The sequence below is a fragment of the Fibrobacter sp. UWH5 genome (genome assembly GCF_900142505.1).
Taxonomy (GTDB): Bacteria; Fibrobacterota; Fibrobacteria; order Fibrobacterales; family Fibrobacteraceae; genus Fibrobacter.
Genome location: NZ_FRBB01000012.1, coordinates 61,686 through 82,197 on the forward strand (window position 1 = coordinate 61,686; position 20,512 = coordinate 82,197).

Genomic DNA, 20,512 nt, shown 5'->3' on the forward strand with positions numbered 1-20,512 from the left:
CTCAATTATGAATTAAAGACATTGCCATAGGTATCCTTTTATTCTAAATTTGGGCGCACTATGACAAAGGCTAAATTCATCAAATTCGTTATCGCAACAATTCTCGCAATTGTTGCTCTCTACTTGCCGTACGAATCCCTGGGATTCGATGCAGCAAGCCCCATGGGCATCCTGAACCCGCTGGAAATCCGCGTCATTGGCGTATTCGTCATGGCAGCTCTCTTCTGGATTCTCCAACCGTTCCCGATCTGGTCCACCTCCATGCTGGTGATCGTCCTCATGATCATCACCATGTCTGATTCCTCCCTGTCCATGTTCCGTGTTGATGGCGTTACCATGATTAGCCACAAGTCTGTGATGGCTACCTTCGCTAACCCCATTATCATGCTGTTCCTGGGAGGTTTCTTCCTGGCAGCTGCCGCTACCAAGTACAAGCTGGACTTGAACCTGGCTCGCGTGCTCCTGAAGCCTTTCGGAAAGAACCCGAAGTTCGTGCTCCTGGGCCTCATGCTCATCACCGCCGTGTTCTCTATGTTCATGAGCAACACCGCTACCGCCGCTATGATGCTGGCTATCCTCGCTCCGGTTCTGAAGCTGTTTGATGAAAACGACCGCGGTAAGGCTGCTTTCGCTCTCGCCATTCCTCTCGGTGCAAACATCGGTGGTATGGGTACCCCGATCGGTACTCCTCCTAACGCTATCGCTCTTGGCGCCCTGAACGACGCTATCGCCCGCGGCGACCTGGCTGCAAACCCGGTTTCCTTCGGTCAGTGGATGGCTTTCGGCGTTCCTTACGTTATTATCCTGATGGTTATCGCATGGGTTCTCTTGATGAAGATTTACCCCATCAAGATGAAGGAAATGATCCTGAACATCGAAGGCGCTGGCAAGTTCGACACCAGCCCCAAGGCCATCATCGTCTACATTACTTTCGTTCTCTGCGTTCTCCTGTGGGTTACCGGTAAGGGTGTCCATGGCATTAACGACAACGCTATCGCTATGATTCCTATGGCAGTGTTCGCCCTGACTGGTGTTATCACCAAGAAGGACCTGAACGAAATGAGCTGGGACGTTCTGTGGCTGGTTGCTGGTGGTTTCGCACTGGGTGTTGGCCTCAACGCTACCGGTCTTGCCGCTCACTTGATCAAGACCATTCCGTTTGCAAGCTGGTCTCCGGTTGCTCTCATGGTCGGTTGCGGTATCATCTGCTTGTTCATGGCTAACTTCATGAGCCATACCTCTACTGCAACTCTTCTCGTTCCTATTCTTTGCGCAGTTGGCATTGCTTGCCAGGACAACCTCACCGGTCTCGGTGGCGTTACCGCTCTCCTGGTTTCTGTTGCCTTCGCTTCTTCTCTCGGTATGTCCATGCCGATTTCCACTCCGCCTAACGCTCTTGCCCACGCTACCGGCTACACCGATACCAAGGGTATGGCAATCACTGGCGTTGTGATGGGTCTCGTTGGTCTCGTACTCTCCTGGGGTATGATGATTATCCTGGCTAAGGCTCAGTTCTTTGGCGCTCCCGTTGTGAAGCCCACCGAAGCTGCTCCGGTTGCTGCACCTGTGGCTGCTGAAGCTCCGGCTCCTGCCGCTGTTGCTGACACCGCCGCTGCAGTTGCTGCCGATAGCACTGTCGCCCTGCCGGCTGACTCTGCCGCCAAGGTTGAAGTGGTTGACTCCGCTGCTGCCGCTCCTGCTGCAGAAGCTGCTAAGGTTGAAGAAGTTAAGGCTGAAGCTGCTCCCGCCGCTGAAGCCCCGGCTGCTGCCGAAGCTAAGTAATTAAGGTGGCGGGTTCTTCCCGCTGCTATATCGCGGGCCTGGTCCCGCAAACATTCGCAAGTTTAGCGGAATAGAGGCGCTCTGGAAACAGGGCGTCTCGTTTTTTTATGCGGTCTGGGAACTTGACTTTCTGAATTCTACGCCAGTCCTTCAAAAAGGGATGACGGACTTTGTTTGACGTATTTTATATATACGAAAAAAACCTCGCTTTTCAGCGAGGTTTCTTTCAGTGGTCGATACAGAACTCGAATCTGTGACCTCTACCATGTCAAGGTAGCGCTCTAACCAACTGAGCTAATCGACCATTTGCGACCATTTGGTTCTAACTTCCGTTAGGGTAGCCCAAATATAGAAAGCTTCTGTAATTTGTCAAGGGGATTTGGGCAAAAAAATTGAGTTTGTTTCTTTGTGCCGGAATTTATCGCTCGTCTTCGGGGACCCAGTAACGCAGGCGGCCCTTCACGTGGAGTGGTGGCAGGGCGTCCTTGCAGGAGCCGGAACGGCAATCCTTGAAATACAGGTTCAGGTCGGCTGTCCACAGGGAATCTCCGATGATCTCGTCGAAATGGATCGAGCTGCTGTCGGGAATTATGGGGGACTGGGACGAACCTTCCGCTTTCATCCAGGTGACATTCTGCATTCTTCCGTTGATGCTTGCCCGTGCCACAGGGGTCAGGTCCTTGCCTGTAGAGGGGTTGTTTACCAGCAGGGCAAACTGGTCCTTTCGGCTGCTTGCGGAGAGCTGCGTCTGGAAGTAGAAATAATGGTGCTGGTTGTTGACGTAGTAAGGGGGCTCCACATCGTTTTTATCCAGGTCGATGGTGTAGGGGCCCTCTCCGTTGACAGTGTACTTGAAATAGCCGCCGCCCTTGACTTCCCAACTGCTGTTGATGTCGCTGCACCCCATCAAGGTGGTGGCGAAAGTGGCGCCTGTAATTATGGCTGTAAAAATGCGGGTTGGGAACTTCATGGCCCTAAACTAGAAATTATCTTTGGCATTGATGACTGAATTTCCGGAGTTGGATCGGCTTGACGTAGAAACGCCCCTGGGTGTAGTTCACCTGGCGGGCTTTGTCATGGACGGTCCCCATCGGGAAGTGATCTTCAGAATTCTAAGGGAGGCGTCGGGGGAGCCCATCGCCGCCTCTGATCTGCAGGAGTCCGAGGATGATCCTAGGCCCCGGTTCCCGAAGCTGGACTTTGACGTGAACTGGACCCATTCCAAGGGCTATTGCGTCGTGGCCTATGGAGACCCTGCGACCGGCAAGGATTTGCTGGTGGGGGTGGACCTGGAACGCCATTCCCCCAAGCATTTGCGCCTGGCAGAACGTTTTTATAATGCCCAGGAGATTACCGCACTCCGTGAACTTGAAAATCGCGGGATAGAAGCGCAGACGGTTGAGTTTTACCGCCTGTGGTCTCGGAAAGAGGCCCTCTACAAGTGCGTAGGAGGATCATTCTTCGAAGGCGCCATCGGTCGCTCTGTACTGGAGGATTCGGTGTGGGCAGGGCCCGAAGGCGGTGAGCGTCAGGTTCATTTTGTTGACCTGGACGGGCAATGTTTTTCAGAAAATAAAAAAGGCGCCGGTTTCCCGGCGGCCCTTTGTGTTGCGGTTTCCCGCAAGTCTAACCTTGATTAGTTGAGGTTCTGTTCGCCCTGTGCAGCGGGGGCGCCCGGCGGCAGGGGAGCGGTCAGTGCATAGAGGGGCAGGCTGACCAGTTCTTCGTTGTCGACGGAGAGGCGTACGATGTACTTGTCGGCGCGCTTAATGGGAAGGCGCTGCAGGTTCAGGACCATGTTCACGGCGGCGGTGTCGAAACCCTGTGCTACCGGTGCCAGAGGAATCTTGGACTGCATGGGGTTAACCACCGGGTTGCCGCATACGTCTTCGAAGACCAGGGACAGCTCATGTTCGCCGGCTTCTGCACGCTGGTAGCGGATACGGAAGGCTACAGCGCACTGGGGAATCTGCATGGGGAACTGCTGGGCAAAAACGCGGTCAAATGCGCCAAGAATGTTCAGACGGCCACCCATGTCGCTGGCAGTAGCGGCGTCACAAATTGCTGCAACTTCAATATTCATTATTTACTCCCAATTTTCGGCCACATACTTCATGACGAGCGGGCCGTTGTATTTGTTAGGTTTGCTAGATCCATTTTCGCGGGCCAGCATCGACAGGAACAGCTTTCCTGCACCGTCAAATGCCAGCAGCGGGCTTGAACCACGAAGGTAGTAATTGTTTTTCTTCTGGAAGACCGCATTGAAGTACGGAAGCTGGTTTTCGCCGTAGAAGTGCCATACCTGCTTGCCGTTGACGGTCTTCAGCTTGAATACGTGGACCTGGGAGTAGTCGGCCTTATGGTCGTCCATGGCCAGGTAGACGTCGTTGTTTCGGGTAACTACGCTCAGATGGTAGGCGATGAAGCCTTCGAAAATCGGCTTGCCGAAGACGTCGGACTTGTTCCAGCTGATGCTATTGGTGTTCAGGGTTCCCTTGTACACGTAGGGACCGTAGTTGTTGTAGTCTCTGTTGGCGAATGCCATGTAGAAGGTGGAACCGCTGGCAGACAGCGACATCTTGCTGACGTTCTTGGCGACGGAAGAGGTTCCCTGCTTTTCGTTGTAGGACGCATCGTAGATGGCACTGTAGAGGGTGTAGTCCGAAGTGTTATCGACTGCGGTAACGACCAGGCTGCCGTTCACGAATACGCCGTTGATTTCGCGGAACGTGACATTCTGGTTGTTCTGGGTCTTTCTGGCGATATCCTTTGTGCTCCACTTGCTGCTGCTGTAGTAGGCCAGCTTGTTCAGCTTGCTGGAGTTGATGTACAGAACGACCGGCTGTTGCTTGGAGGCGTTGTACAGCAACTGGGGGCTGGTGGTGCTGGCGATATTTCCCAGAGAAGTGAAGTTCTTTGCCGTCTTGTCGCTGGAGTAGATGAAGAAGGTTCCCTTTTCATCCAGGAGGCCCACATACAGGCTGGTACCGTCGGTAGTCACCTTGATATCGACGATGGAGTCGGTCAGGGTGATGGTGCCGCCGCTGGTCCAGCTGTTACCGCTGAGGGCGGAGGCCTTGACGGATTTTCCACTGGTCGGGTATACTTCGATAGGTACATCGTCTACGATAACGAAGGCGGGGGCGACAATCAGGGAGGCGTTGTTGTTGAGGACGGTATCCTTGCCCTGGGTCTGCCATGCCTTTTCGAAGTAGATGGTGTGCTTGGCTTCTTCAGCGCGGTGACGGCTGTAGAAGGAAAGGGACGGTGTGGTCGTGGAACTGTCGCGGAAGTCCAGATAGATAGTCATGGAGCCCACGGCGGTTCTGCGCTTGAAGGCGGAGTTGAACTGGGAAATGTTGGTGTCCAGGGTGCCGTCGGGGTTACCCAGGTAGTAGCCGTTGTCGGAACCGCTAAAGCGCCAGTAGAAGACGTAATTGTCCTTGTCGCCCAGTTCACCCTGCTTGGAATTCTGTCCGCCCCAGGAAGGATCGAAGAAGTACATGGCGTCGTCATCCACGTTGGCGTCGCCACTCCACAGGTATGCGGTATCGGGAGCGGTAATGACACCCATGGGATGCTGTTTCAGGATGTGAACCACGGTGGTATCGCTGAAGGTTGCCTGGGTACTGGTTTCCTGGGCCTTAACGATACAGTACATGTCCTTGCCCTGTTCGGAGTAGCTGGAATCCTTGGAGATGGTCATCTTCTTGCCGTTGGCGTTGTAGTCGTACAGGGTGGCCTTTCCGCCCTTTTCTAGACTCTTGCCGGTTTCGATGACCTTACATTCCCATGAGAACCAGTCGATGCCCTGCCAGACGTCGTTCACGGTGGCAGAGAGGGTGAATGCGTCACCTACGTTGATGTAGATCTTTTCATCCTGGACCTGGATCAGGGGCTGTTCTGTGGTAAACTGGACCTTGACTGTGTCGGTGGCGGTGTTGCCGTCGTTGTCGGTTGCCCTTGCGACGCAGTAGTAGGAAACCTGAGGTGCGGGAGCCTTCCATACGGTGTCGTAGGCGCTAACAGTCTTCCAGTTGCGGTCGATTTCGCTGGGAGTTCCGCAACTCCATTCACGCTTGGAAATTTCGCCCGGGTCAGATGCGACGCCTTCGTTATCGTCGGTTGACACGGCGCTAAGGGCCATGTTGAAGCCTTCGCGAACGATGATTTCCTTGCTCTTGACGGTAATGGTGGGTGGTGCGGTAATGACCTTGGTATGAATGGTATCGCGTGCGGTGTTTCCGTCATCGTCGGTGACCTGCACGATGCAGGAGTACTTGTCTTGCTTGGTGGAAGGCATGGTGGCTTCGGCGCTGCCGTTGCTGCCGGCGACGATGTTCAGGCCGATGTCGTTATCCTTGGAAAGGACGCCGCAACCCCATTCGATCTTTACGATGGTGCCCAGTTCGTCGCGGGCGATGGCGTTCAGGGGGAGCTTGTCGTTGATGGTCACCATGTCGTAGCCGCTAGCTAGAACGGCCTTCACGGTGGGCGGGTCCAGAAGCACGGTGTAGGTTGCCGTATCGCGGGCGGTAAGGCCGTCGTCATCCTTGACCTGGACAACGCAGTAGTACTTTCCTTCGCGGTTGGGCATCTTCACTTCGGCCTTGTTGCTGGACATGATTTCCCAGTCGTTGGATGTCACGGTCTTGAGGTTGTCGCTACAGGCGTAGGAGTATTCGGCGATGTAACCCAGTTCGTCGTTTGCGATGGCGTTGATCGTCTGCACGGAATTGATCTTGACCGTGGCCTGACGTGTGCTGAGCTTGACGGTGGGCGGATCCAGCAGGACCTTGAAGGTCAGAGAGTCGTATCCGACTTCATCATCATCATCGGTAACCTTGAACTTGCAACGGAACTTGTCTGTTTCGGAGCCCGGCATGTTCAAGGTAATCTTGACATCGCTGACGCTCTTGGGAGTGTTGTCGAATACCTTCTTGTTGTCGAAGGGGATTGTTCCGTTACTGCAGCCCCATTCAATCTGCTTGACGTAGCCGTACTTGTCGCTTGCGTCTACGGTCACATTTACAGAGGAGTTGATCTTGAGCTTGTCGCTGCCGCTGTAGGTGGCCTTGACAGAAGGAGGATCTGCGATGACGATCACCTTGACGGTGTCGGAGACGCTTCTGTTCTTGACATCCTTGACGGTTACGACCACGTTGTAGGAGCCGGTCTTGTTAAAGGCCAGGGTGCCCTGGGTGTTGTAGCTTTCCTGTCCGTCGGTGAAGGTAGACGCTGTGGGGCAGGGGTACTTGGTATCGAGATTCTTGCTGTCGCCGCAGTTCCAGGAAACGGTCAGGTCGGAACTACCGTTGCCGGGGAAGGCGGTCACCTTGAAGTCTATGGTGTCGTGCATGGTCACCGAGGTGGTAAAGCCGGGCTCGGTAAAGATGATGGCCGGGTTTTCGCCGCGGACGCCGAACTTGACCTGGGCGCTGAGATTTACGTTGTTCTCTGTGTAGCGGACGGTCATGATGTAGTCGACGCCTTCTTCGGCCTTGGTAATATCGCTGTATTTCAGAACGAACTTGGCCTCGCCGTCGTCGTTGACTGCAGAAGTCTTGGTGACGGTGTCCTTACCGATGATGTAGGTCCAGCTGACGGACTTGGGGGCGGGGTAGGCTCCGGTAATCTTTGCGTTGAAGGTCAGTTCCTTGCCTTCGCTAATGAGCTGCTTCTGTGCGCCATCCACATCCAGGGTCAAGGTCGTTGCGTCGACCACGAAGCTGGGCTTGATGACTCGCTTGTTGCCGGCATTGTCGATAGCGGTGAATTCAAAGCTGTGGAGGCCGTCTTCCATGTTGGCCAAGTTGAATTCGCAGTTGTAGATTGCGCCCTGGTCTGTGTTGTTGCAGGTAAGGGTCTGTTCCTGCTTGTTGTGGGTTGCAGAAACGCTCTTGACTCGAGATCCCAGGTCGCGAACATAGACGGTCTGCCTTAAGTTGCGGACGGTCAGGGTGTCGTAGTTCTTTACCAGGATGATCGGGGCGACCGTATCCTTGAGGGACATGGAATCTACGGTGACCATGGCGCCGGATTCCACATAGATCTTGGTCAGGGAGTCGCTGGTGTATTCGCCGATGCCGGACTTTGCCAAAATGGTGTAGTTGCCCGGATCGACGTTAACTGTGTAGTTACCCTTGGTGTCGGTAACGCCGACAAAGGTGTTGATGCCGTTGTTCAGTTCCAGGTTGATTCCTTCGTGGGAGGTTCTGCCCTGGTAGTGTACCTGACCGGAGATGGAACCCTGGTTAGAGGAAATGTCGCCGATATAGAAGTTCCAGGGGCGGCTGGTGCCTTCGCCTGTAGAAATGCTTTCGATGTGGACGATGTCGTAGCCGTCGGTGACGTACATATCCCAGTAGATACGTCCTTTCAGTTCCTTGGCAGGATTGTTGATGAGCGTAATGGAGTTGCGTTCCTTTTCCTGGTCCCAGAAGTCGCACTTGGTGGACATGTAGTTTTCGGCAATCAGGTCTTCGGAGTCGAAAGCCTTGACAGGGGGAAGTCCGTTCTTGCCGTTCTGGGCGTAGATGAAGTACTTCAGGTCCTTGGGATTGTCTTCGTCGGTACCTTCGTAATAGAAGTAGAAGGGCTTGGTAATGTCGTGGCGTTCACCATCCTTGGGGTACAGGATTTCCAGCTTGGGGATCCTGTTGAAGTGGAGGTTTACGCTATCCTTGGTCTCGTTGTTGTCGTCGTCGATGGCGATAACGTAAATCTTCTGGTTGCCCTTGGAGTCGATCTTCTTGGGATCGTTCTTGATGGTCAGGTACAGGGAGTCGTTATTCTTGCGGGTCTCGTACTTCCATTCCTTGGGGTCTTCCTTGCCGCTGGCGTCCAGGTCCACCATGATCTTCTTGATGGTGCCGAAGGAATCGCTAACGGTAATGGGGAAGACGATGTTGCCCTTGTTGCTGGTCCACAAGGTATCCTTGGGAACGTTCAGGACAGGCTTGGTGTCGATGACGTTGATATAGGTGCGCTTGGTGTCGGTACCGGCGGTGTCGGTGGAGTTGTTACCGTCGAAGGCGATGAACAGCGGGTAGTACACGCCGGGCTTGGAGTAGGCCCAGGCCATGGGCGTTGCGTTGTTGCCCAGGATGACGGTGTCCTTGCCGTCGGCCTTGGTCAGGTTCCACTGGAATCGGTAGATCTTGTCGACGTTACGGGGCAGGATGCCCATCAGGTAGACCGTATCGTTTACGGTAACCGTCAATGTGTCTGCCAGGGAGTCTGAGGTGTTGAAGTTAGTGTTGGCCATGGAGTCGGCGAATGCCTTGGCGTCTTCGAAGGACTCGCGCTGGGCGAAAATTCGGGAATGGTTATTCTGGAGGCTCACGTCTTCCTTGACGGAGGGTTCCCTAGAGCAGTCCGAAAGGCCTGCTATGGCTAAAATACCAAAGAGCAATGTTAAATATCGTGACTTACGCATGACTTACCTATGTTGCACCTTTTGGGGTTAAACCTTGTATTGTAAACTTTTATAAAATGTATCTTTTTTGAAAGCATTTGGGTGTGGAATTTGCACCGATGGAGTAAGATTTATGGAATTAATACCCCTTTGGTATTGGTTGGCTGTTTTTTTTGTTTTTGGCGCCTGTGTCGGTAGCTTCTATAACGTTATCGTGTACCGCATGCCCCGCGGGATTTCGCTGATAAACCCGCCCTCCCACTGCCCGCTGTGCAAGAAGCAGATCCCCATCTACCTGAACCTGCCTGTAATCGGCTGGTTCATTCTGCGTGGCAAGACCGCCTGCTGCCATAAGCCCCTCAACATTATATATCCCATTGGCGAAGCCCTCTGCGGTTTGCTGGGGGCCCTGGCCCTGTTCGCTGCCGTGGCGGTCAATTACGGTGCCGTTGTGCCGGAACTTTTTGTATCGCCCGTGATGCAGCCCAGCGTGTGGGCCGATGCCCTGGCCATGTTCTGGCTCCTGCTGGGAGCTTACCCCGTCTGTGCGGTGGATTTTAAGTATAAATTAATTCCCGATTCCATGAGCGTTGGCGGCATTGTGGCTGGCCTCCTGATTTCGCTTATTCCCGGGGGCATTACCCCGCTGCAGAGCCTGATCGGCGCGGTTGCCGCCGGTGGCGGCCTCTATTTGCTTGGACTTGTGGCAAGCAAGGTCTTCAAGAAAGAAGCCATGGGCTTTGGCGACGTGAAGCTTTTGGCCGGCTACGGAGCCCTCATGGGTTGGCAGTCTGCGGCCATGATCCTGGTGGTTGCCGCCGTGGTGGGCCTGCTGGTGATGATCCCCTACGCCCGTATCCAGCGCAAGATTGCAGAAAAGGCCGTGGTGGATGATTCCGAAGATGTTTCTGGCCAGATTCCCTTTGGTCCGTTTCTGGCCCTGGCGGCCCCTATCGTGTACCTTTGGGGCGAAACCTTCCTTGAACTTTATATAAGGTTTGTAGTCGGAGAATAGAACGTCTAACTTTTAATAGAAAAACTGGCTCCCGGGTGGGGGCCAGTTTTTTTTTGTTGGTTGGTATTGGAGGAGGAATTTCTTATTTCGTCTGGATGTAGCGTCTGATGGCGGTACCGGACTTGCTGTACTCTACGACGATGGCGCGGGTGGCGACCATCTTGTTCGGCTTGGTGTTGCCGGTGTAGAGGGGGCGGCCCTGCATATCGAAAACGCGGTAGTAGCTGGCTTCGGCCTCGGTAGCCGCATCTGCGATGGTTCGGATGGCAGATTCTTCGGAATCGCCGGATTCAATTTCTTCGGAAGAATTGCTGGATTCAATTTCTTCTTCGGAACCGCTAGACGCGATTTCTTCAGAGGAACTGCTGGCCGGGTCTTCGATTTCTTCTGCAGCCACTTCGAAAGTCACGAATTCAGACATCTGGGTCAATCCGGAATTGTCGGTAGCTACGGCCACGGCGGAGTAGGTTCCTGCAGCCAGGTCGTTTACGGTGACGCTATAGGGGGCAGAAGTTGCGGTTCCCACCAGCTCTGTTCCGATGTAGAAGCTTACGCTCTTTACGGAACCGTCGGCATCGCTTGCGGAGGCGGAAAGTGTTACGCTGGAGCCTGCATCAAAGGCCTTGTTGGCGGCGGGTGCCGTCATGGCGACGGTGGCTGCCTTGTTGCTTACGCCAAAGGCCTGGTCGTAGGCGGGCATGGATCCGTAGCGGCCTCCCACGCCTGAGAGAGAGGGCAGGTCGGTGGGAAGGCTGTTTACGTCTCGCTTTTCCCAGCTGTAGCTGGGGTTGAAAGTTTCTGCCTGAGGGGCACCCATGGTTACAGTACCATTGTAGCGGTGCTGCTGGGTGGTGTTGCTATAGGTGATGCCGCTAAAGTAGACATAGCCGTTGTCGCCCCATTCTGCCAGGTAGCCCTTGCCGTTCTTGATGTAGCTATTTTCGTAGCGGACATAGGCCTTGGCTGTGGCACTGTGGCCGCTGGCGCCTGCAATGAAGAAACGGTTGCCGTCTACCAGCTGGTTGTAAAGGTGAACCTTGGAACCGTCGTTTTCGCCCGTTACCTTGGGAACGCGGCCGTAGGTATTATGCCAATAGGAGTTGGCGTAAGTCAGCTGGGCGTCTTCTACCAGGGCCATGTAAGGGTCGGTTCCCCAGCAGTTGTAATCGTTGGCGCCGTCAAAATCCAGGTAGCTGATGGTAGCGTTGTCTACGAATTCCATGTCGAAACCGTCGCTAATCCACTTGTAGCTAATATGGTCGGCCCAGAACTTGTCCACATGCTTCGAAGAGGTTCCTACCGTTTCGAGACCGTCGCCACCTTCGATCAGGTGGGGGTTCACGTCGTAGATGGCCAGGTTGCGATAAATGTGGTTGCCGCTGCCTTCGTTACTGCGGACTGCAATAGAGGCTCCACGCAGATTGGCGCCGCGGCCCATGCCCACCAGGCTCTTGTTGGCCTTGGTGGTAATCCAGTTGGACCATGCCATCAGATTTTCGCTTTCCTGGACAATCTGCACGCCGGCTTCGGTCAGGTCGCTGCAGCTATTGGCCTTGAAGGTGATGCGGTAGAAAGTATTGGTCTTTCCGGTGACCGCATTCTTTTCGGAGCAGGTAGTCTTGCACCAGGTGCGTCCCTTGGCCTTGGCTTCGGTTACCGCATTGCGGAACTGGCGGAAATCGTAGGTTCCTTCGGGAACGAGAATAGTCAAGGCGTCAGAAGACTGCAGGTACTTGCGGACTTCTGCGGAATCCTTTGCGATAACGATTTTGCCTGCGTCGCCGCCTGTTGTAGAGGCACCGAAACCTTCTGCCCTTACATTCAGGGTAAACAGGAGGACTGCGACGGAATCGCTTTCGCTGCTGGTCCAGATCCACTTGGACTGGGTATTTGCGGCAAAGCCCTTCAGGTCGCCGCCGCTAGGCATCTTTGTGTTGGAATAGCTCAGGGCTGTAGCTCCGCCCCACATGCTCAAGTCGCGGCCCTTTTCCTTCCAGGAGGCGTTTCCTACAGACGGCTTGGATTTCCAGTCGCTGCCGCTGTAATAGGAACGGTCAAGATCGTCAATCTGGACCAATACGCCGGGGGCTCCCGCGCCGTTGATACCCACCACGGAGAATGCGTTCTCGCCGGGGAGCAAAGTCATAGGAATGAAGCGGACGCGACCGGCCTGATTGTCTTCGGCCAGCAGGGCGCCATTGTGGTAAAGGCGGTAGCCGCCATCTGCCACAATCCACACTCCCGGACCCTTTCCTGCGTTGTAGGTGGCGGCGATGAGCTGAGAGCCCACCTTGTCTCCACCTCCATAGTTTTTGTCTGCAGGAAGCGTCACCACTTCATTTGCAGGCGTGGCGGCCAGCGATACACCACACGTACCAGCCATAACCATGCCTGCGATAATTTTACCCAAAACACCTTTTTTCATAAAGTTAAACCTTTCTTTTTATGAAATCCCAAATATCCCTGGTTCCTAGACAACGGGCATCCCAACCTCGTCGGCTCTGAACCATTGATAAATCTACCCAAAAAGCGGGAATATTCCTACTTGTTTTATGACTGAACCTCATTTAGCGTTGTTTCTGGACAACGGCAATGCGCTGGCCGATACCCCCATTTGCCCCCTTTTTCTTACATTTTGGGCATGGTTGAACCGCAAAAACAGAAAAAAGTCTTCGAATACCTGGATTACCGGGAATTTTTGAGGGACTATTACAGTCAGAAGAAGGCTGCAAACCCGGCCTTCTCCCTGCGTGTATTTTCTGACAGGATCGGTTTCAAGGCCAAGGACTTTATTAGCCGCGTCATGAACGGCGAAAAGAACCTGAGCCAGCAAAGCATTCCCAAGGTGGCGTCTGGGCTGCGGTTGGGCAAGCACGAGACGGAATTTTTCGTGGCCCTGGTGGAATTCAACCAGGCCGAAACCACTGACGACCGCAATGCCGCTTTCGAAAAGATGCAGGCCGCCATGAAGGTGGTCCGCTTTGCCGAAAAGCAGCACATGCTGGGGCATGCCCAGTATATGATCTATTCCCACCCCCGTCATCTGTTTATCCGTAGCCTGATCGGCATGTTCGGATTCGACGGGGATTATGCCGCCCTGGCAAAACAGGTGAATCCAAAAATTACCGCCGACGAGGCGAAGCAATCCGTAAAGCTGCTGGAAGAATGCCAACTCATAAAGAAGGATGAGAACGGCAAGTACGTGCTTACAGAAAGCGCCATTACCACAGGGGATCGTACGTCAAAGCTGGCCCTTCGCGGTTACCATCAGAATTGCCTCAAGATGGGGGCGGAATCCATCGACCGTGACCCGCCGGGCAAGCGCCACATTTCTGGCCTGACCCTGGGCATCAGCAAGGAAGGCTACGACCGCATCGTAGAACGTATCAATGCCTTCCGTAAAGAAATTGCCCTCATCGCCGAAGAGGATGAGGGCAGTGATAAGGTGTTCCAGATGGAATTTGCGTTGTTCCAGGTGGGCGGAAAATCAGAAAGCTAGCTTAAAAGGCGAATGTCTTTTGTGTGAGGGACTTTCCGTTTTCGGTAACCCTGACCATATAGACCTTGTGATCCAGATTTCCAAGGTTCAAACTATAATCCCTTCCTGCAAAACGTTCCGCAAGAATCTTGTTCCCCAGCATATCGAAAATGGCAACTTCCTTCGGGGAGGCGCTTGCTGTATTGATGTGCAGGGTAGAACCTTCTACGTGGAGCTTAAGCCTAGAGGCGACGGTGGGAGCGAATCCTGTTGTAGATGTAGTAGGCTCGGCCTGCTGACTGCTAGAAGAAACTTCACTGTCAGAAGGATTCTCACTGCTAGAAGAAATCCCGCTGCTGCTGGAAAGGGGCTCCGGCGTGGGGCACTTGGAAAGAGGCATGGCGGAGTTGGTGGTAAAGCAGGCCAGGGTGTCTCCTTCTAGAACGAAGTTGTATACGCCCGGAATGCCTGCCCTGCCGCTCTTGTTGACGAAGGTGAAGTCGGCATAGTAACCGCCCTTTTGAACGACCTTGTTCATGGCCACACGCTGGTGGCTCTTGTTGCTGTTGACCGCTGCGTTTTCGAAAGCGTATGCATCGTAATCGATGTACCACACATATACGCCGTTGTTTTGGATGTAGGCGTCGTACTTTACGGCGGGGCGGTATTCAACAATGTAATATTCGTCGTTCTGGTTTGGGTTGCTGACAGAAAAGGCTTCCATCTTTGAAATGTCCCTCATGACGTACGAGGAATTGGGAGACATTTCCTTGATGGTCATCCAACCCATGGCTTCGCGTTCGAAGGCGGAGAACGAGGGCGGCGTTTCCCAGTTGCCGTTGTACATGCCCTGGGTCATGACGTCGTAGGGAGTGGGGCCCGATACAAAGTTCGTTCCGGAGCCGGAGTACATGTCGGGGAGACCCAGCACATGGCTAAACTCGTGGGCGAAAATTCCCATGGCGTTCAATTTCGAATTGTTGGAATTGTCGCGGTACTGGGCGATGAACAGGTAGGCGTCGAATGTATATCCGCCGGCGGTATAACCCTTGCTCCACTGGCTGGCGGCGCCGTTGTAGATCATCTGGTATTTGTGCCCCCAGAAGTAGTCGCTTTGCTTAAGGGCGTTTTGTTCTTCGCCGGGGAACAGGAAGAGGAACCCGTCGACGGTGGTGCCTTCGGCGCAGTACTTGTTTGCGTTGGCCTTGAAGTTCGGGTGCTTGACCAAAGCGTCAATACCTGCCTTGGTGTAATTCCCTTCGTTGAAATTACTGCCGCTGCCGAAACTGGTCTGTGCCACGTTTAGCGGTAGGGGGTAGATGTCAAAATGAATGTCCAGCTTACCGTTGGATGAATGGAGGTAGTAATCGCGGAGGCTGCCGATGTTGCCGTTCTTGTTGTAGCCTTCCTTGTTGAGCAGGTCATAGACGGCGGCGGAGTCGGCGTGGGGAATGTCTGTGGTTCCGACCAGGAGGGTTGGGATGTAACGTTCCCCCGAGACCCACTTTTGCGGGGTAGGGCGGTTTAGGGGCTGGGGGCTAGAAGAGCTCCTTAGTATCAATGCGCCGGGCTGTTCACTTTCGTCGGGAAATCGGCCCCCGTAAATGGCCTCATGCTTTTTTAGGATATTCTGCTTCTGGGATTCGTCTAACTGTTCCAGAAATTCATTTTCGGAGGGCAGCCTCAAATCCTTGTCGTGGGCGATAACGTTAGACGGTTTGCCGTTGGTGTCGGCGTAAACGTAAGTCCCGGATTGGTCGGGGAGCACCAGGTAGCCATCCTGGGTGGTGGCATAATGATAATGCTCGTCACCATGGTTGACAAGGGTGAGCTTGGAATCTCCGTTGTCTACAGTGTTGTAGACGTTAGGGGCTGCAGGACGAGCCCAAAGTGCAGAAACGATGCCGCTGAATAAAATTAACCCGAAAGCACTCTTCATGTTAAACTCCTGCAGAGAAAGATAAATTTTTTTGGGGAGAGCCGGTTGCTTTTTCTGTGAATACAATCTCATCCTCTTTACAATTCCATCTTGTTTGTTTAACTTTGCACACAAGTTCACTCCGAGTGACTTTTTTTGGGCCTCATTTACGGACCCTTTATATCTACTAGATAAAAACTTCTCTTTTGGAGAAATCATGAAAAATAGGGTATCAAGGTGCGCAGCCTTGATTGGGACCGTATTGTCTCTTTCGAGCTTTGCGCAGGTTTGTAACGAGGTCATCTTGTACAAGGGTGGCGAATCTGGTGTGATGGAGGCCGGAAATACATTTCCGGAATCTCCGGAGTGGAATGCTAACTGGGGAAACATGGGAACTTTGGTCCCGCCGTATATCCGCATTTCTGGAGCGAAGGCTTCTGCGGGCGACTGGAGCGGAACCATGGTCCTGGATCGCATGCCGGTAAACGTTCCTGGAGGCAACCTGTCTTTGGACCTGTCGGCTTCCCGGGCGGGGAAGGTGGGCGTCTGGCTGGAGGGTGATTTCGGCGTTAGCGCGGTACATTATGTGAATGTGTCTGCCGGTGTGCCGAACCACCTGGAAATTCCCGTCGCCTCGATTGTGGGTTCTGCCGGTGGACTTGTCCAGAGGCTTGGCGTTGGACTTTATGACGTTCCCGCCAACAGCTATGAGACTCTCTTTCTGGATAACATCGCCTTTAGCTGTGCCGTGGGTGTTGATGGTATGGTCGATGGCGACTCCGACGATGAATCCCGGGAATTGGTGGTGGACTATTCCTTTAGCGATGTGGTTCCTGCAAGTCCCCGTCGCGAAACCCGGTTCAGGAGTGTTGCGGCTACAGAAACTTCTGCCGCCTACGATTCTGTATCCCGCGTAAAGATCGCCGACTCCACCAACGCCGACTTTGTATTGGCTGAACAGGAACATCTGCAAATCCAGAACTTTATGGAATCTGCGGAGCTTACTCCCGAGGAATCTCGCCGAGGTTGGTTTAACAGTATGTATCTGATTGAACGGAACCGTTTGCGGGATAGCGCCATGGCGAATCCGAAGGCGCTGTTCTACGAGGCGGCGGAATTTACGGCGGGGTATGATAATCGCGTCATGCCTGTCCTCGTCGGTAATGTGGACTATGCCTACCGCGTCTGTGCCGATACTTCCTGCGAAGTTTCTGATTTTGAGTCGGGCAGGGCGCTGCTGGCAGGGTTGCCTTCGTCAGAGGTTTCTGGGTCTGTACTTGAAATTTACTATGACCCCTATTTTATTGCCACTAACCGCAGTTCTATTCCGACTCTAGAAATCCACGATGGCAAAAGATGGGTGAATGTTCCCCTGAAATCAAAGGTCCGCGTAGAATTCGATTCTGCCGGTAAAAACAGCGTGAGTGTCCGCCTTGCAGATGGTGATATGACGGTTACTCAGAATATTGCAGTGGAGGTGAAATAATGCGTTTCTTCTTGTTGATGGCGACACTTCTGTTTGCCGCGGCCTCTTCTTTTGCCTCGGTAAAGGACCTGTTCTTCTATAAAGACGGCAGCCGTACTTGCGTAAAGGATTCCTATGGCATGGCGCCTGTGGATGCCGACGGAAAAAACTGCAGTAGTTCCTCTAGGCACGATGTTCGCATCCGTGTGATCAATGCCGAACAGAATTCGGGGCAGAAGCTGGGCTTTAATCTGGTTCGCCCCTTCCTGATTATCGACGGAATCAATCTGGACCCCGGTAACCAAAGGACCCTCTCCAGTTTTCAGGATGATGCCAGTCAGATGGGGCTTTCTAGCCTACTTTCTGATCTGGGATATACCCCTGTGCTGGTGCAGTTCTCGGAAACGGTTCTGCAGTCCCTGCAGAAAAATGCCGAACATTTTACGGACCTCATGAAATTCATGAACAGGAATAAGTTGTTCGGCTTTGCCAACCGTTCTGTCGACGGCTTTGTAGTTATGGGCATTAGCCAAGGGGGAATTATCGGCCGCTATGGTGCCTACAAGTATGATTCTGCCCGCTCTTCGTCTGATGCTCCTGTGCGCCTGTTTGCCTCGCTGGATTCGCCCCATCAAGGGGCCGTGATTCCTAAAAGCCTGCTTTACACGATTGACTTCTGGGCCGAAAGGGGCGGAAGCAGTGAAGCTGAAGCCTTCAGGGATTTAATTCAGGGGGATGGTGCCCAGGACTTGCTGTTGGCCAGGCTAGAGAAGCGAAGTCAGCGCCTCTTTTTTACGCCTACGGTGGTAAAGGAGGATTTCTCTTCGAACCGATTCCTTTTCGGGGATTACCGCAAGGCTGCGGAATACAAGGGCTTCCCTTCTGTTCTTGTGGCCCAGGGGCTGCTGAAGGGTAAGGAAATTTCCCATTCCAAGACTTACTTCAAGTTGAATCGCAGGGCTAAGAAGGCAGGTACCGTAATGGGCCGTGCCGAAAGTTACCTGTATGCGCCGGGGAGCGATTCTTCGAGTCTTTCCTACAATCGAATTTATCGTAAGATTAGCGAAGATTTCAAAAGAGATGAAGTCCGCTATTCCAAATATGATTTCGTACAGGGGAGTACTTACCCTTTTTCTAAGGTGATGTATAATAACCTGAGAAAGGGAATGCTGAATGCCATGCCCAGCGGTATGAAGATGAAAATCCTCGGGGCTCATTTCTCCTTGAGCACAGGGTGGGATGCTGATACCCTATATCAGACCCAGAGTACTTTCATTCCTACGGCTAGTGCCATGGATTTAAAGTGTAATGGCAAGATGGCCATGAACCAGGGGTGTGCCTTTAGCCAGTCGTCTAGCGGATTGAATTTTGAAAAGCCGGGTAGTCATAGCACCGCGACAGCTTTTTACGGCGTCGATCCGACACATCCCCGCTATAAGGATTCAAAGGGACCCCATCATATTGAACTTCCTGTAAGTAAGGGCGAGTTGGATACGACGGTTCTCCGGGGTATTCAGACGGACATTTGGAGGGTTCTGTGTGAATTGGCCAAGGCGGATTATGATACGGCCCGCAAGGAATATCGTAATGCCTATCTGGCGGAACATTTTACTCCGAAGGCCAGCTGCATGGATAATGCCAATATCCCTGCAATCGTGAAGAATGCCGGCCTTACCCAGACGAAGAAATTCCCTTATGCCAGGTATGACTACAAGACTTCTGCCACCGAAAAGAGCGGTACCGTCAAGTTTGACTTGGCTGCAGGCTGGCATCGTGTGGCCTGGTTTGACTACGGCGAAAACATTCCGGAAGGGAGTTCCTTTGAAGTTGATGTAAAGGTGGAGAACGCAAAGAATGACTGGATGCGTGCAGAACTCCTTCTGCATAAGGGCAAGAACAATTCCAACCAGCTTCAGCTGACCGAAGTGAAGGTCCCTGTCGATGGCAAGAAACATACCTTGCGCTGGAAAATGCCCTTTAGCAGGAATGCCCCCAGCACCTACAGGTGGATTCGCCTTGTGCTGAATTCCGATGGAGGCCGTGTGGCGTTGTCGAATCCAAGGCTTGTGGTGACCGGTGTAGAAATGCCTGAACCGGATCAGATCAAGTCCAACATAATTTACCCCAACTCGTCTTACAAGGTGACACCGTGGCTGTCTTCTACCCGGGTGCGCTATATGCCGACGGCTCAAGGTCAAAAGGCTTTGCAGATTGATTTCGATGCTGCGGAAAGGGGAGTCCATATCATCTTTGATAGTGCAAAGTCCTTGAGGGGATTTTCAAACTTGCGGGTGTCCTTTAAGCAGGGTACTTGTAGTGAAACGGCCGTGTATTTCGATTCCTATCGAGGGGGCGCTCGTCGCCTTAGGGACTTTGCCCCGGCGGGTACAAGTGCGGCCCTGATTCCCCTGGATTTGATTGTGGATACCCGCGTTACGCCTAATTTTGGATTGTCTGCAAGCCGATTGTCCATTTTAGGTATGAAAACTTCGGAATCTTGCGTTATCCAGGATATTTTGTTAGAATAACTTGTGCGTTGCATATAAAATTATGTAAAATTTATATGCTTTTTTACAGGCAAGATTTTGATTGCGTAGGGATGTAAAAAGGAGATAAAAATGAATAAGAGTACCATCGCCATGGTTACCATGGCTGCACTGTCGTTGAACTTGACCGGCTGCCTTCTTCCCAAGGCTCGCTCTATGGGGGCTTCCCTGATGCCAGTCCCCCTGGATCATCGAGTCGATGGAAATGACAACTCCCAGAAGGTGACTTTGTCTGCTAGCGGTTTCTGGAACCGTAATTCAGAAGACCACAACTTGGATAAGGTGATGTCTGGTGGTGGCGACCTGGGCCTGACTTATCGCTTTGGCGGTTCTTTGTCTCCGCTGTTTGTGAATGCCGCGGCAGGGGCCTTTGGCGGTTCCCTTTCCATGTCCTGCACGGAGAGTGATTGCAAGAATCACGGCGAAAACGAAAAGTACAGGCAGTGGCTCTCTACTAAGGAAGGCCAGAAGGACTACAGCTTCTGGAATGTTCAGGAACGAGTTCTTGTAGGTGCTGACTTTAACCCCGGTTCCTTGATGATCATGGGGCTTGGTGCCGGAATGCAGTTCTACCAGGGTAGCTCTGACTACGATGATCTCCGCGATAAGCTCAGTGAGAAAAAGATCATGGATGACGTCGATCGGAATGTGGGCTTTGGAGTTGTCTCTGCGGTCTGGCTTGGCGCCCACCTGGGCAAGCAGGGGCAGTACGGCAACGTGGTGGCCGAAGTGGATACCTATTTCAAGGGCGACCCGGAAGACTGGCTTGGTAGCGTTAAGCTGACCTACAGCCACCCCACTGGATTCTTTGGCGGCGCCGCCTACGAAGACCTGCTTGGCCTTACCCTGTATGCGGGTAAAACCTTCACGTTCTAGAATAATTAACAAGAA

Annotated in this window: 11 protein-coding genes, 1 tRNA gene and 1 pseudogene; 7 read left to right on the forward strand and 6 right to left on the reverse strand. The window is 53.2% G+C overall.

All coding sequences use genetic code 11. The features are described 5' to 3' along the window. Positions 1-60 precede the first annotated feature (60 nt). A pseudogene (locus BUB38_RS10495) lies at positions 61-1,500 on the forward strand (SLC13 family permease); the annotation flags it as partial. Between the two features lie 512 nt (positions 1,501-2,012). Here BUB38_RS10495 and BUB38_RS10500 read toward each other — a convergent pair. Together BUB38_RS10500 and BUB38_RS10505 are read right to left on the reverse strand one after the other, a co-directional pair. Further along, positions 2,013-2,086, reverse strand: a tRNA-Val gene (locus tag BUB38_RS10500). Positions 2,087-2,200: 114 nt separating this feature from the next. Further along, positions 2,201-2,752 carry a hypothetical protein gene (locus tag BUB38_RS10505; protein WP_073160302.1) on the reverse strand — a complete coding sequence of 184 codons (552 nt, stop codon included), beginning with the start codon at positions 2,750-2,752 and terminating at the stop codon, positions 2,201-2,203. A 31-nt stretch (positions 2,753-2,783) separates the two neighbouring features. On the opposite strand from BUB38_RS10505, the gene BUB38_RS10510 reads away from it, so the two are divergent. Next, positions 2,784-3,422 carry a 4'-phosphopantetheinyl transferase family protein gene (locus tag BUB38_RS10510; protein ID WP_073160304.1) on the forward strand — a complete coding sequence of 213 codons (639 nt, stop codon included), beginning with the start codon at positions 2,784-2,786 and terminating at the stop codon, positions 3,420-3,422. On the opposite strand, the gene BUB38_RS10515 is transcribed toward BUB38_RS10510, so the two are convergent. After that, positions 3,419-3,865 carry a DUF6941 family protein gene (locus tag BUB38_RS10515; RefSeq protein WP_073160306.1) on the reverse strand — a complete coding sequence of 149 codons (447 nt, stop codon included), beginning with the start codon at positions 3,863-3,865 and terminating at the stop codon, positions 3,419-3,421. The two genes, BUB38_RS10510 and BUB38_RS10515, sit on opposite strands and share 4 nt — an antisense overlap. A 3-nt stretch (positions 3,866-3,868) precedes the next feature. Further along, positions 3,869-9,220 (reverse strand): hypothetical protein, encoded by a 5,352-nt coding sequence (locus BUB38_RS10520; RefSeq protein ID WP_139258408.1) that lies wholly within the window; start codon positions 9,218-9,220, stop codon positions 3,869-3,871. A gap of 112 nt (positions 9,221-9,332) precedes the next feature. Here BUB38_RS10520 and BUB38_RS10525 point away from each other — a divergent pair, with 112 nt between their 5' ends. Continuing rightward, positions 9,333-10,214, forward strand: coding sequence for a prepilin peptidase (locus BUB38_RS10525; protein ID WP_073160310.1), 882 nt, complete (start codon positions 9,333-9,335; stop codon positions 10,212-10,214). An 82-nt stretch (positions 10,215-10,296) separates the two neighbouring features. Here BUB38_RS10525 and BUB38_RS10530 read toward each other — a convergent pair whose 3' ends face one another. Next, positions 10,297-12,639: an Ig-like domain-containing protein gene (locus BUB38_RS10530; RefSeq protein ID WP_175547675.1), complete on the reverse strand. Its 2,343-nt coding sequence runs from the start codon at positions 12,637-12,639 to the stop codon at positions 10,297-10,299. A gap of 216 nt (positions 12,640-12,855) precedes the next feature. Between BUB38_RS10530 and BUB38_RS10535 the strand changes: the two genes are divergently transcribed. After that, on the forward strand, positions 12,856-13,713 hold the full coding sequence (locus BUB38_RS10535) for a TIGR02147 family protein (RefSeq protein ID WP_073160371.1): 858 nt from the start codon (positions 12,856-12,858) through the stop codon (positions 13,711-13,713). A gap of 1 nt (position 13,714) precedes the next feature. Here BUB38_RS10535 and BUB38_RS10540 read toward each other — a convergent pair whose 3' ends face one another. Beyond that, complete coding sequence (locus tag BUB38_RS10540) at positions 13,715-15,631, reverse strand: snapalysin family zinc-dependent metalloprotease (RefSeq protein ID WP_175547676.1); 1,917 nt, start codon at positions 15,629-15,631, stop codon at positions 13,715-13,717. A gap of 196 nt (positions 15,632-15,827) precedes the next feature. Between BUB38_RS10540 and BUB38_RS10545 the strand changes: the two genes are divergently transcribed. The 3 genes from BUB38_RS10545 to BUB38_RS10555 all read left to right on the forward strand — a co-directional run bounded on the left by BUB38_RS10545 (position 15,828) and on the right by BUB38_RS10555 (position 20,497). Continuing rightward, on the forward strand, positions 15,828-17,096 hold the full coding sequence (locus BUB38_RS10545) for a hypothetical protein (RefSeq protein ID WP_175547677.1): 1,269 nt from the start codon (positions 15,828-15,830) through the stop codon (positions 17,094-17,096). Continuing rightward, positions 17,096-19,603 carry an alpha/beta hydrolase family protein gene (locus BUB38_RS10550; RefSeq protein WP_073160316.1) on the forward strand — a complete coding sequence of 836 codons (2,508 nt, stop codon included), beginning with the start codon at positions 17,096-17,098 and terminating at the stop codon, positions 19,601-19,603. Before BUB38_RS10545 ends, BUB38_RS10550 begins: the two co-directional genes overlap by 1 nt. A gap of 90 nt (positions 19,604-19,693) precedes the next feature. Then, a complete protein-coding gene (locus tag BUB38_RS10555; protein ID WP_073160318.1) occupies positions 19,694-20,497 on the forward strand; it encodes a hypothetical protein in 804 nt (267 codons plus the stop codon). The last annotated feature ends 15 nt before the right edge of the window (positions 20,498-20,512 follow it).